General features: G+C 46.3%; 13 protein-coding genes. 12 read left to right on the plus strand and 1 reads right to left on the minus strand.

Annotated features, from left to right (window positions below):
* The first annotated feature begins 2 nt into the window (after positions 1–2).
* From B3Q46_RS04810 to B3Q46_RS04860, 11 genes are all read left to right on the plus strand, one after another.
* The gene (locus tag B3Q46_RS04810) at positions 3–902 is read left to right on the plus strand and encodes a phage capsid protein (RefSeq protein ID WP_286713776.1); all 900 of its coding nucleotides are present in this window, start codon (positions 3–5) and stop codon (positions 900–902) included.
* 196 nt (positions 903–1,098) lie between these two features.
* Positions 1,099–1,503, plus strand: a complete 405-nt coding sequence (locus B3Q46_RS04815) for a crAss001_48 related protein (RefSeq protein ID WP_286713778.1) — start codon at positions 1,099–1,101, stop codon at positions 1,501–1,503.
* Positions 1,504–1,561: 58 nt separating this feature from the next.
* The gene (locus tag B3Q46_RS04820; protein WP_286713780.1) at positions 1,562–2,125 is read left to right on the plus strand and encodes a hypothetical protein; all 564 of its coding nucleotides are present in this window, start codon (positions 1,562–1,564) and stop codon (positions 2,123–2,125) included.
* On the plus strand, positions 2,125–4,149 hold the full coding sequence (locus B3Q46_RS04825; RefSeq protein WP_286713781.1) for a carbohydrate-binding protein: 2,025 nt from the start codon (positions 2,125–2,127) through the stop codon (positions 4,147–4,149). Before B3Q46_RS04820 ends, B3Q46_RS04825 begins: the two co-directional genes overlap by 1 nt.
* A 1-nt stretch (position 4,150) precedes the next feature.
* Positions 4,151–4,603 carry a GNAT family N-acetyltransferase gene (locus tag B3Q46_RS04830; RefSeq protein ID WP_286713783.1) on the plus strand — a complete coding sequence of 151 codons (453 nt, stop codon included), beginning with the start codon at positions 4,151–4,153 and terminating at the stop codon, positions 4,601–4,603.
* A 2-nt stretch (positions 4,604–4,605) separates the two neighbouring features.
* On the plus strand, positions 4,606–5,007 hold the full coding sequence (locus B3Q46_RS04835) for a hypothetical protein (RefSeq protein WP_286713785.1): 402 nt from the start codon (positions 4,606–4,608) through the stop codon (positions 5,005–5,007).
* Positions 5,007–7,022, plus strand: a complete 2,016-nt coding sequence (locus B3Q46_RS04840; RefSeq protein WP_286713787.1) for a methyl-coenzyme M reductase — start codon at positions 5,007–5,009, stop codon at positions 7,020–7,022. The genes B3Q46_RS04835 and B3Q46_RS04840 overlap by 1 nt, the downstream gene beginning before the upstream one ends.
* On the plus strand, positions 7,022–9,835 hold the full coding sequence (locus B3Q46_RS04845) for a transglycosylase SLT domain-containing protein (RefSeq protein ID WP_286713789.1): 2,814 nt from the start codon (positions 7,022–7,024) through the stop codon (positions 9,833–9,835). The genes B3Q46_RS04840 and B3Q46_RS04845 overlap by 1 nt, the downstream gene beginning before the upstream one ends.
* A gap of 50 nt (positions 9,836–9,885) precedes the next feature.
* Complete coding sequence (locus B3Q46_RS04850) at positions 9,886–10,119, plus strand: hypothetical protein (RefSeq protein WP_044110133.1); 234 nt, start codon at positions 9,886–9,888, stop codon at positions 10,117–10,119.
* A gap of 79 nt (positions 10,120–10,198) precedes the next feature.
* Positions 10,199–10,471 (plus strand): hypothetical protein, encoded by a 273-nt coding sequence (locus B3Q46_RS04855; protein WP_286713792.1) that lies wholly within the window; start codon positions 10,199–10,201, stop codon positions 10,469–10,471.
* Positions 10,471–12,996, plus strand: coding sequence for a hypothetical protein (locus B3Q46_RS04860; RefSeq protein ID WP_286713794.1), 2,526 nt, complete (start codon positions 10,471–10,473; stop codon positions 12,994–12,996). The genes B3Q46_RS04855 and B3Q46_RS04860 overlap by 1 nt, the downstream gene beginning before the upstream one ends.
* A 46-nt stretch (positions 12,997–13,042) precedes the next feature.
* On the opposite strand, the gene B3Q46_RS04865 is transcribed toward B3Q46_RS04860, so the two are convergent.
* Entirely contained in the window at positions 13,043–13,186 is a 144-nt protein-coding gene (locus B3Q46_RS04865; protein WP_286713796.1) for a hypothetical protein, read from the minus strand.
* A gap of 145 nt (positions 13,187–13,331) precedes the next feature.
* Between B3Q46_RS04865 and B3Q46_RS04870 the strand changes: the two genes are divergently transcribed.
* Positions 13,332–13,667 (plus strand): hypothetical protein, encoded by a 336-nt coding sequence (locus B3Q46_RS04870; protein WP_286713798.1) that lies wholly within the window; start codon positions 13,332–13,334, stop codon positions 13,665–13,667.
* Position 13,668 lies beyond the last annotated feature (1 nt).

The raw sequence follows: 13,668 nt of genomic DNA on the forward strand, positions 1-13,668 counted from the left end.
ACATGGCTCAAGACATGGCTACAAATGGCGGGATGATTACCGCCGCATTCAAGCGTCAATTTCACGATGCGTTTGAAATTCAATGTCAACAAACACAGTCAGTGCTTCAGGTACTGGCGCATGACCGCGGCCAGATTCAAGGTTCATCTTTCACAGTCAATGATCTTGGCGCAGTGGAAATGGAGAAGATGACCACTCGATTTGCTGATACTAAGTGGTCCGTGCCTGAAGCTGGTACACGTTTAGCAGTAATGGAAGATTACGGTCTATTCGTACCAATCGATCCACGTGATGAAGCGAAGCTTTCAGCAAATCCGACTTCACCGTACATGCAGGCGTGTCTGGCTGCAGAACATCGTCAGCGTGACCGTGTGATTTATAAGTCACTGGGCGCATCGGTACAGCGTAAAACCGCAGACGGCGAAAATTACACAGCTACACCAGTGCCAGCAGGTCAAACCATTGCAGCATCTGCCACACCAATGAATAAGGCCAAGATTGCCAAAGCGCGTGCCTTGTTCCGTAAAAACCAGTGTGACAACTTGCCGCTATACATGATCTACAACTCGGAAATCCTTGAACAGATTCTGGTAGATGATGAGCTGACCAAGTGGGACCGCGACACGATCCAACAGATCCAGGATGGTGATGTGGCTAAAAAATGGGGTGGCTTTATTTGGTTGCCTTATGAAGAACTGGCAGATGGTGCGGGCGGTGTTACTGAGGGACGTACTTTCGCAGTTGCTAAAGGCGCAACTCACTATGGTCGTAACACGATCTCTAACTTTGACATTGTTACCCGTGCTGACAAATCAAACGTGAAGCAGATCGGCGGTATCGCATCTTATGGTGCGGCACGTGCCAACGAACAGAAGATTGTCTTAATCGACTTCCTTCGTTAAGTAGGGGCTTTGGCTCGGCATCTTGGGCATGGGGTGTCGGGTCTTTTTTTAGGAGCAGCCAAAATGATTCAACTTCTGATGTGTCTTTTTGGTTTTCATGGTGCAACTGAGATTGGTACTGATGCCAAGCCAGAGTGCCGCAATTGTTTGAAGAAAGTGGAATAATAATATGAGTAAAAAATTACTAGCATTAACCATGGTTGCATTCGCTGGTACAAGCCTGGTGCACGCAGCAACAATGACTCGACAGGAATATAACGATTATCGCGGTTGGCAACTTCCAGAAGGTGAAAACGGCAATGATATTGGCTATATCCTTGAAGATCGCGCGGGTCAGAAAAATACAGAACAACTGGACGGCTTTGTACAGTGGCTACCAAAAGATGAGTTCTTGCGAAAGTTCGCATCAGCAGAAACACCACAAGATCGTGTTCGACTTGAGCAGCGCGAACTATACACAAAGCTTGATGCGCTAGAAAACTTTCTGGATAAGGGTCAGCCATCATTTATTAATGATGAACAATGGGCTTTATTGCAAGAACAGCAAAAACATATGGGTGCATACCATGATGTGTTAGTGAAACGCATCGCATTATTCTAACACCCAACAAACCTAATCAAAGAAGCCTTCAAGATCATTAAAACTTGAGGGCTTTTTTATGTCTATTACAACCAGAACATCCATCGTCAATCATGCTTTAAGCCTGATAGGTGATCAGAATATTGCATCATTTGATGAGAACACGGCACGTGCTGAACGTTGCCGCAATATCTATGACCAGGTGCGCAAATCCATCCTACGGGATCATCCTTGGTCATGTGCAAAAAAACGTACTGTTCTTGCGCCAGTGACGACTTATCCGGCCTTTGGCTACAGCAATGCATTCCCGTTGCCACGTGATTACATCCGAATCATCAGTGCCAATACAGAACAGTATGAAGTCGAGAATCGATACATCTTGGCCAATACAAACCGGATCAATCTTGAATATGTCTTTGACAACGATAATGAAGATTCTTGGGACTCAATGCTGGTGGAAGCTATGTCACTCAAGATGGCTGCCAAGCTATGCAAACCGAATACCGGTAGCGATGCAGCAGGGCAATCAGTAGAAGCGCAGTACCGTGATCTGATCAAGCGTGCACGTGCAATCAATGCTCAGGAACGACCTTCTGAAAATATGGTGTATGAAGAATCACGCTATATCGGGAGTCGCTACTAATGAAACAATGGCTACTTAAAAATAACCTGTCCAGTGGTGAGCTATCACCATTACTGCATACCCGGACTGATGTGCAGCAATATGGCAACGGCGCAAAGAAACTGTTAAACGCTATTCCACTGGTAGAAGGTGGCGCAAAGAAACGACCAGGTACTAAATATCGGGGCATCTTTTCCGGTGCACTACGCCTGATTCCATTTGTACCGAACTCAGATAACCCATTTCTTTTGATCTTGGGGATTAATACTCTGCAGGTGTATGACCCTTTGACACAGGCTGTGGTCTATACAGGAAGTACGCCGTATAACACAGCGTCCAAAGTGGCGCAGATCCAAGTGGCACACTCACGTTATCGCATGTTCTTTGTCCAGGGTGATCATCCAGTGCAACGTCTGGTTTGTAGTAAGGACTTTGATAATTGGGATTTTGCGCCTTTTACCTTTGTCACTGCACCGGTGGATGAAATTAACACTACGCCTAACGTGGCATTAACGCCGACTGGTGTGGAAGTGGGCAAAACCATTTCACTGAATGCAGCTGCTTTTCCGAACTGGAGTTCAACGGAAAACTACATCATTGGTGAGCGGGTTATTTATCTTGGCCAGACATGGCGTGCAATAGCGGATAACACTGGTAAGGTGCCGGCAGTCGATAGTACCGATTGGGAATCTGTGACAGCAGGTGATGCGTCTGTATTTATTCCTGCACATGTCGGTGCAATAGTTTCGATCAATGGTGGCCAAGTCAAAATTACGTCCTATGTTTCACCAACAGGTGTTCTTGGGGAAGTCATTGTTAAGCTCAATGCTAACGTTCAGGCCATTGCGAAATCATGGACCTTAAATACAGCGGCATTTACAGCAGCTACTGGCTACCCATCCACAGTGACATTCTTTAAACAGCGTCTGGTATTTGCAAATACCAAAAACAACCCGAACCAGCTATGGATCAGTGCCATTGGCAACGATGGCGACTTTCTGGAATCTACAGATGATGCGTCTGCTTTCTCCATGGCTTCATCATCAGCACAAGCAGATAACATTCTGCATCTTGCCCAGCGTGGTGGTGTGGTGGCGCTTACTGGTGGATCTGAGTTTCTAATCAGTTCGTCCGGCGCATTTACGCCAGCATCAGCCCAGATCGAACAGCATACAACCTACGGCGCAAAGGCGAATGTTCGACCATGTCTGGTCGGCAATGAGCTGCTATTTGTCCAGCGTGGTGGTAACCGTCTGCGTGCACTGTCATATCGTTATGAAGTGGATGGATTGGTGAGTCCTGAACTGTCAGCCATTGCACCGCATATCGCTGAAGATCATGGCGGCATCAAGGAACTGACCTACCAGCAAACGCCGTACAGTCTGGTGTGGATGGTGCTTAATGATGGCAAAGTGGCTTCAATCACACTGAACCGTGATCAGGAGATGAATGCCTGGTCTCAGCATGACTTTGGTGGATCTGTACGCTCGATCTGCGCCTTACCACAAGCCAACGGCAATGATCTGTGCTTCATGCTGGTTGCACGTAAGTCATCCGTCGTGCTTGAGCAGCTGGACGATACTTCATACATGGATTGTGAGATCGCCAATGATGGTGAATTAGCTAGCCGCAACCTGCATAACAGCACTCTGTACCGATTCAATAATTCAGATGGCTATTTCTACGATGACAACCAGCCGACATCCGGCACATGGTTTGCAGGTCAGCCGTTTAATATGGAAGTTGAGTTCTTACCACCGGATCACAGTCAGGTGCCAAGTACAGCGATGCTCCACAAGATCCAGGCGCATGAAGTGGTCTTATATATCCGCAAGTCAGTAGGTGGCCAATACAACCAGTACGAGCTTGAATACAAGCCATTCAACCAGCAAGCCTTCCAGAACCTGCCATATACAGGTCCAGTCAATGTCAGCATGAATGGCTGGTCTACGCTGCATGAAATGCAATTAAAAATTACACACAACAAACCGCTACCGTTCCACGTGCAGAGTGTAGCTATGTTGGTATCCATGAATGAGAAATAAGATGCTTGTACGTCCGGCAACACTAGAAGATTTAGACACGCTTGTTTACTGGGGCAAGCGTCTTACAGATGAATCACCACGGTTTAAGAATCAGGGCTTCAGTGCAGAACGAGCAGAAAAACTCTTTGCTCATTTGATTGATAAGCTCGGATCAATCCTGATCGTGATGGATCATTACATGAACCCGGTAGGCGGCCTGATCGGTGTGCTGGATACCGACTGGCGAACCGGTCAGATGCTGGCATTTGAACAGGGAATTTATGTACTTCCTGAATACCGGAATACAGGTGCGGCCAGTGCATTGGTGAAAAGCTTTGAGACCTGGGCGGCTGTACACGGTGCAGACCGCATTCAGATCGGCACAATTACGGGTATTTATGCAGAGCGTACGGTAAGCCTGTATGAGTCATTAGACTTTGAGCTGGTCGGCTATGTACTGGAAAAGGAGATTTAATCATGTGTGGTGGTAGTCCAGTTGGTGACATTATGAACGGCGTGCAGAACCTTGCGAATGCACAGATGGCAGATGCAACAGCAAAAGGTAATGCCAAGACCGTTCAATCTGTGGCGCGTTTAGAAGCTGAAAAGATGAAGCGCCAAGGTAAAAGCAATGCATCTTCGGCACGTGCTGCAGCTGCGGAAAATGGCGTGGATGTCGATGCAGGTGCAGCGGCTATGATTCAGGATGAGCATATCTCTGATGCAGCCTATAACGCATCAATGAATATTTCGGATGCAGGGTATCAGGCAAAGCAGATCCGTGTTCAAGGCAAGATGCAGCGCAATAACTACGGTATGCAAGCGGCGTCAGACTTTATGAGTGCGGGTGTTAAAGCCTTTTCAGGAGGTTGGAAGTAATGGCGATTATTCCACGTTCACAAGGCCGTGTTACATCACAGCCAACCTTGCAACAACATACGCCAATGACCGGCCTTTCCAGTATTGGAAAGGTGGTGGACGGCGTTCTGGATGAGCGTAAGCGCAAGCAGGAAGAAGCAGAAGTATCGGCTAAACGTGTCGAGCTATATCACAACGATCTGGCCAAACAGGAAGCGAAGGTTAAGCTTGATGATGTGATGACACGTGAAATGTCGGAACAGATCACACTACTGAAAAATGATGTGTCTAACGGTGCCATGAATGCCGACCAGGCGAACAAGACATTCAATGAATGGTCAAAGGCACGTTTTAAACAGATGCAAAATGAACTGCCGTGGGATTCCATGCATGAGCTGGAAAACTACTGGACAGAAAATGCGACCAGAAACGCGACTGGTTTCTTGCCATTGCAGTTGCGTGCTGATGCTCAGAAGGGTGTAGTCGTTGCAGACCGTGCTACTGAGATTGCAACACGTATGGGCCGTGAGGAAGGCTTGCAATACCTTAAAGAAAAACTCGAGGTTTTAAACCTTCCAGAACCAGAAAAGCAGCAGCGGATTAATACCTATCACACTTCGCGTGACGTTCTGGATATTGACGGACGTATTACTTCAGCGATTGAAGGCAAGGATACAACCGACCTGCAAAGCCTGGTGAAAGAACTGGACGAAGGCAAATTCGGCTATCTGGATGGGCCACAAGCGCAGCAGAAAAAGGCGCAGATTCTTAGCCGGATTGATGCCATTGAAAAACAGGTGCAGGTTGAAGAAAACAAGCGTGTGCAGCTGGCCGGCAAAGTCCTGAATGATTTCAAATCTCAGGTGCTTACTGGTCGTGCTCTGGATGATGATTATCTGGAAACTGTACGCGGTGCTGTGGCAGGCACTGAACATGAAGCGGAATATAATTTCTATAAGTCACAGTCGAACAACTTCCAGAAGTTTTCCCGTCTATCTTCAGCGGAACAGTTGAAGCGGATCAATGAGCAAAAGGCTGTGATGGCCAATAGCAAATCAGCAGATGCAGTGAATGAAGAAAAGGTTTTGAAGGTCTACGAGGATCTATATAAAGAGAAAACTGAAACCCTAAAAAACAACCCAAATCAGGCCGTGCGTGAAGCAGGATTACAGACACATAGCCTGAACGGTGGTGAACTCAAATCCAATCCAAAGTCATTCGCAGCAAAGGTCTTGGAAAATGGTGTGAGTCAGTTTGCCTTAAAGGATGACAATCTCAAGGTTAAGCCTATTCCAGCCGAGGATTTACCAGAAGCTAAGCAAGCCTTCGATAGCATGGGGGTTAATCAAAAATTAGACTTCATTGGCAGTCTGATTTCTGAGTCTAAAGGCGTACCAAAAGGCAGTCAGATCTGGGCAGCCACAATCAAGCAATTGGGTGGTGATGATAATTCCTATCTCATGGCTGGTGTAGCTCGTGCCAATAATTACCGTTCACGTGATGGTGAGGATGTCGCGGCTGCAATTATTTCGGGCACACAAGCACTGAAAAACAAGCAGCTGATTATGCCTAAAGATGATCTTCTCAAGGCTGAGTTCAATAAGTATGTAGGTAGTACCGTTTCAGGTGGCACGGCAAACATGACCTATGCCGCTTTTAAATCGATCTATGCGCACCTGTCTGAACGTAATGGCTACCAGCACAAAGACAAGGACGATATGAGCAAGGATCTAGCGAATACAGCGTTAAGTCTGGCCACTGGTGGTGTATATGAGCAGGGCGTGAAGTACGGCAATCAAAAGACTTGGAAGGTATCAAAGCCATACGGGATGGACGATGATCGCTTTGAACGTATTCTGGATACACGCTATGCGGCAATCTCCCAGAAATACCAGATTTCAGAATCTGAGCTCAAGGACTTGCGCCTACGTCGGGAATCTCAGCGAGGACCAAAAGGACAGGTACGCTATGCACTGATCAATGAACGTGGTGCACCGCTGTTTTATATGAATATGCCTGATGGAGTAACCAAGTAATGAGTAACTGGTTATCTGAATATGCACCTGAAGAACAAAAACAGGTTGATGAGCTAAACGCCAAAGGGATTGCACACAAGCCAGTCGAGCAAAAGGAAGAATCTAGCGGCCTGTTCCAATTGTCTGCACCGGTGCGCGGTATGGGTGCCGGCTTTGCAAAGGCTGTGGATACCATCACTGCACCGGTGGATGCCGTGGTGGATCGTGTTTCTTATTCTTTCAAGGATGTGAGCACAGACGAAATCATTGAACCTTATTCTGCTTACAAGGCCAATAAGGAAAAGGCGCGTGATGATCTGGTGTATGAGTCTATCGACTATCTGAAGGATGAAGAAAACACCGGCACCATCGGCAACATTGCATTCAGTTTGGGGGATTATGCAACACGTGCCGTGGTTGGTAGCGCCGTTGGTGGTGTGCCGGGTGCAGCAGCAGTCACCGGCTTATCCGAGTCTCACTATGTCTATGGCGACTTGACCCGTGATGGTGTGGATAGTGAAACGGCTTTAAAGGTCGGTTTGACAGATGGTGGAGTGGCTACAGTATCAACCCTATTACCTATGTCTTATGGTTTAAAAGGTACGGGTGGTCTCATTAAAGACGCTGCACTTTCTGTTGGTGGTGCAACAGCCCTATCTACAGGGGGACAAGCGATAAGTGGTGCAATTCTTGAATCAGAAGGTTATGACAAACAGGCCAAAAAATATGAAGTAACTTATGAGAGTGTTGGCACTGATGCGGCCTTAAATGGTTTGCTATTTTTAGGTGGTCGTTATGTTCGATCACGCTTGGATAGCGATATTGATGCAGAATTGAAAAGCCTCAGTGCTGACGAGATAGAGGCTAAAAATACGCAAATTCAGTCCATTTTGGTTGTCAACGAAATGCAGTTTGATGATGCAGCCGCACCAGTGAAGCCAGCCGATCCAATCCAGCACAACAACCATTTAAAAAACCTAGATGCATCAGTTGAAGCAATCCGCATGGGTCGGCCAGTCAATGTGACGCATCCTGTGAAGGGGGAGGAAAAGCAGAAGCCTGTACGTATTGCACCCAGTGAATACAGTAAGATTCGTTATGATGATCCACGCTTGGATTCCATATTGCATTCAAAAGCCAAAGAAATGGATATGGATTGGGCTGTACCATTACTACTTTCAATTCGACGTGCAGGTGAGAAGTCACATAACTGGCAAGTATCACCAGTGGGTGCGCAGTCGATTATGCAAATTATGCCTGAAACTAAGGCAGGTCTTGAGCGTAACTATAAAAAGAAATGGGATGTTAATAATCCTGAACATGCTACTGAAATGGCGCTATACCTTGTTCGGGAAATGTCACAACAGTATAAAACCAAAGACCCTCTGGTATTGGCTGCTCACTACAATGGTGGCTTCGCAAATGGTAAAGCCATGCAGAAAAATGGTAAACCTAAAGCACAAGAAACCATTAATTACGTCAATCGTGTAAAGGATTTCATCAATACTGGTAAATATAAAAATTACACTGGTAATAATATTACCACAGCCTATGGCATGGATGGATCTAGCTACGATTTCGCCTATGAAGTTAAAAGCCTGGATGAATTAATCGCATCCAATGATCTGGCCTATGGAGTAAATCCACTTTATCCGGGTGAACTGCAACCGCGTGACCGTACCCGTGAAGCATCACGCCAGCAGATCGAGCGCATGGCCGATGACTTAAAACCTGAATTGCTCGGTGAATCTCCAAAGCTGTCTGATGGTGCACCGATTATCGGCATGGACAATGTAGTGGAATCCGGCAACGGACGTACACTGGCCATTGCAAAAGCCTATGAAGCCGGACGTGCTGAAGAATATCGGGCATTTCTGGAACAGTACGCGGCTGAACGTGGGATTGATATTGACGGCATCAACAAGCCTGTTTTAGTTCGGACACGTTTAACCGATACCGACCGTACGCAGTTTGCCAAACTGGCCAATGAATCGGACGTGGCGCAGTACTCCGCAACTGAACGCGCTGTGAGTGATTCGGATCGTTTGCCGGATGCATCACTTCTGAAGATCAATAATGACGGTACGATCAACCTAGATGGATCTATGGACTTTGTACGCGGCTTTGTGGGGTCGTTGCCAAAGTCTGAACAGGGCACAGTGATTACGGGTGACGGACGATTAAGCCAGGAAGGAAAGCGCCGTATTGAATCAGCCATCATGCAACGTGCGTTTAATGATTCTGCCCTGATTGGCCGTATGGCTGAGAATCTGGACGATGACAGTAAAACCGTGTTGTCCGCATTGCTCCGTGCTGCACCTCAACTGGCACAGCTTGATAGTCTGGTGAAACAGGGTGGACGACATCAGAACACGATTGCAAAGGATCTGGCACAGGCAGCGCAAAAGCTCAGTGACCTGAAAGCCAATGGCCAGACCGTACCGGATTACCTAAACCAAGGTCAGCTCATCGATGATGGACTTTCACCTGGTGCGCGTGACTTCTTAAATGTCTTTGACCAGAACAAGCGTAGTGCTAAAGCCATCGGTGAAAACATCCAAAGCAAAATCGATGAGATTGAAGCAATGGGTGATCCGCGTCAGGGTTCATTGTTTGGTGATGGGCCAGAAGAATCAGCCGCTTTAGACATCATCATGCAAAATCCGGATCAGCAGATTTCTGTTAGCCGTATGCGACCAGATGGCGAGATGGAAGAAATCACCATGTCTTTACGTGAACGACTGGATGAGCTGGAAGCAGAAGCACGTCAGGCACAAGAAGATACTTTGGCCGCTCAAACGGCCATTAGTTGTGCTTTACAGTTTGGGGAATAATTAGGCTGTGCTAGATTGTTCTCTCAATTAAAAAATATTAGGGGTAGTTAATGGCTTATAAAGTAAAAGTTCGTTTTCAAGATACGAATGAAGAGATCGAATTGATAGAAGAGTCATACAATAATAATGGCGCTTTACTCTTTTTTTACCATGATTCTAGTGGTAATTATCTACAGAATAACCTAACACCTTTTAATAAGTGGGCAGCTCATTCAATTTTTGAAGGAATGGGAGCTATGCTTGGTAAACGCCTTGTTCTAGTTGTCGAAAAAAGCGAAACCTAAATCGATCTATTTCTCTTTACCCAACAAACCCAACCTTAACAAATGCTCTGATGATGGAAATTATCGGAGCATTTTTATTATGAAGTACCGCAAGAAACCAGTTGTAATTGATGCAATCCAGTGGGATGGAAAAAATGCTGAGGAGGTTTTTTCTTTTACTGGAAATAAGGCAAAGTTTTATGAGTGGCATCAATATAATGAATCTGGAATTGATAAGCATATTATCCAGATAAATACTCTTGAAGGTGTTATGTCTGCCAATGTTGGTGATTATATCATCAAGGGTGTGCAGGGAGAGTTCTACCCATGCAAGCCTGATATTTTTGAAGCTACATATGAGGTGGCTGAATAATGAAAGAACAATGCAAGGCCGCCGTAGCCAAAGCACTTGGCAAAGCATCCCTGAATCAGCAAGAAGCACAGCAGATTGAACAGCGCATCAAAGATGCCATGAAGTCTTTGGCCAAGAAAGATATTAATAATTGGCGCAATCTATCCGATGCTGAAAAGCTAACTGAAGCCGGTAAATTTGTGGCGGAAGATATTCAGGCACAGCTTAAACGCAAGCATAAGATAGCAGCGCGTGACATTCTGACCCAAAACAAAAACCTTGCTGCTCTGGATCATCCAACACTATCGGCCAGTGAAGTGGTGGATCGTATGGTGGCACCGCATGGTGATATGTCCGGCATTCAATCGATTGACTCCAAAGCACGTGCGATTGCATCTGTTTACCGTGGTGATCTGGTGGACTTCTATACCAATGTGAAAGGTGCTTTAGGTGTATTTACTGATGCAGAACTGGTGCAGAAAATTGTCCGTGAGCGCTTTGGTGATAACACTGGCGATCCGCTGGCCAAGAAGATTTCGGACAAGATGGGCGAAGTCTTCGAAGGTATGCGTGAACGCTTCAACCGTGCTGGGGGTGATATTGGAAAGCTGGATGATTGGGGCTTACCGCAAACGCATAGCCTTGAAAAGATTGTATTAGCCGGCAAACAGGCTTGGGTGCAAAAAGCAGAAGGCTTAATCGACACTTCAAAATATGTGCATGAGGACGGCACGTATTATTCACAGCAAGAGATCCGCGAGCTGCTTGAATACTCATTCGACACACTGAGCAGCAACGGTGCCAATAAAACCGAAGTAGGCCGCCAGCCATTTGGTGGTAATTCCAAAGTGACCAGTCGACATTCTGAAAGCCGCGTATTGCATTTTAAGGATGCTGAATCATGGATGGAGTATCAGGCCGAATTTGGCGGCATGCCGTTTGTGGATCTGATCGAAGCCCACGTGAATGGACTATCTAAAGACATTGCACTGGTAGAAAACTTGGGCAGTAATCCACGTAATGCTATGCGTATTCTGATGGATGCAGCCGAGCAGAAAGACTGGCTAAAAGGTTTAGACCAGAACACGACAGGCAAGAGCCGTAAACGTGCACAGACCATGTTTGATGAGTTCTCAGGGCAGAATACACCACAATCCGAAGTGTTAGCCAATCTCGGTCTTGCATACCGATCAATGAACGTGGCATCGATGCTGGGTGGTACCACAATTTCATCCGTCACCGATCAGGCCATGATTGCCAAGACTGCATCGATCCATGGTATTGCCTACCGTAAAACTTTTGGTGAACTGATTTCACAGCTTAATCCGAAAAATAAAGAAGATCGGCAGCAGGCGCACAGCTTAGGTCTGGCCACAGAGGAAATGCTCGGATCTATCGCACGTTGGTCTGATGATGGATTGACCTCAGTACATGGTAAGTCACAGAAACTGGCTCGGGTATCCAGTGGCATTGCTTCACAGGTTATGCGTATATCTGGCCTAAATGCACTCACAGCAGCTTCAAAAGTCGGTTTTACCAAGATGCTTATGCATAAATACGGTACTTTGACCCGCTCTAAAGCTTGGTCTGATCTGGACGCAATGGATCGTGAGCTCATGGAAAAAACCGGACTAAATGAACGTGCTTGGGAAGTCATGCGTCTGGCTGATCCGGTTGTGGATCGAAAAGGCAGCCAGCTCATGTCCGCACGTTCTATCTATGAAATTCCAGATAGTGATTTAACTAGGTTTGGCGACCCACAAAAGGTGCGTGACGAAGTGGCCACACAATTTCAGGCACACTTACTGGATGAACAGGGAATGGCCGTGGTTGAAGCTGGATTACGTGAACGTACTTGGATGAGTGCAGGGCAGCGCAAAGGCACAGGCATGGGTGAACTGGTCAAATCCATGCTTCAGTTTAAATCATTCCCAGCAGCATTCTTAATGCGTCATGGTTCACGTGCAATGGCACAGGATGGTGTGAAAGGCAAAGCAGCTTATGGCATTTCACTGTTTGCTATGACCACAATACTTGGTGCATTAGCTGTACAGCTTAAAGAGCTGGCCAATGGTAACGATCCATCAACCATGTGGGATAGTGATGATCCGCAAAAGGCTATGAATTTCTGGACACGTTCAGCGGTTCAGGGTGGCGGTCTATCCATCTTAGGTGACATTCTGGTTGCTGGTACCGATACTTCAGGGCGTAGTACTTCTGATTTTATGGTGGGCCCATTGGGTTCAGATGCTAAAGCGGTGCTTGGTCTGACTGTGGGCAACCTGACGCAGTACTACGAAAACAAGGATACCAATGCAGCCAATGAAGCCTATAAGCTGCTCAAAAATAAGATTCCTGCACAAAACTTGTGGTACACCAAAGCCGCGACTAATCGCCTGGTCTTTGATGAGCTGCAGGATGTGATTGCTCCTGGGTACCGAGAAAAATATCTGAGAAAGGCCGAACGTGAACATGACCGGACACGCTTTTGGGGTGATGATGTGGGTGATATTCAGATGCCTGATTTTGACAGACTTGTGCAATAAAAATAAGGCTGCAATTGCAGCCTTATTTTTTGATCTTAATAAATTATTATTTACCACCTGGGCGACGATCAGCAGCACGGCCGCCACAAGATGAGCCATCTTTAGCAGACTGCCAGCTATGGTCACATGAACCAGCAAAAGTCATAGTTGTAGGCAGTGCTAGGATTGCAGCAAGAATTAAAGTTTTCACTTGAAATACCACTTATTGTAGTTTGCAGATTTGCTCAATCAGCATACATTTTAAACCATTAAGATTCTATGACTACCAAAGTAGGACACCCAATTAAGCCCAACCGAACCCCCTGTATATATGGCTTATATACGGGGGATTTTTTATGTCGGATGTAAAGAAGTTACGTTTTTTAAAGCCTGAAACAGTAGAGAAGTTAAAACTCTGTATGGAGATGGCCGGTACGGATGCGGTCGATCTAATGACTGAAGCTTATGGTCAGGATGTTTTTGATAAGAAAGGCCGTGGTGACAAAGTTTGGTTATACAAAGGCGCAAAGGAAGCGCTGACCTGCATGGAGAAATTAAACCGCGTCTTGCTTGATGATGAATTGTCAGCTGGCGATGGAAGTGATCGAAAGGTATCACCGGAAGCACAGGCGACAGCCATTCTTGAGAGTGTGGCCAAAAAGCTGGAAGAACGTAAACAGCGTCCAAGCTAAT

Origin of the sequence: Acinetobacter sp. UBA2581 (genome assembly GCF_002339435.1) — a bacterium.
GTDB classification, from domain to species: Bacteria; Pseudomonadota; Gammaproteobacteria; order Pseudomonadales; family Moraxellaceae; genus Acinetobacter; species Acinetobacter variabilis.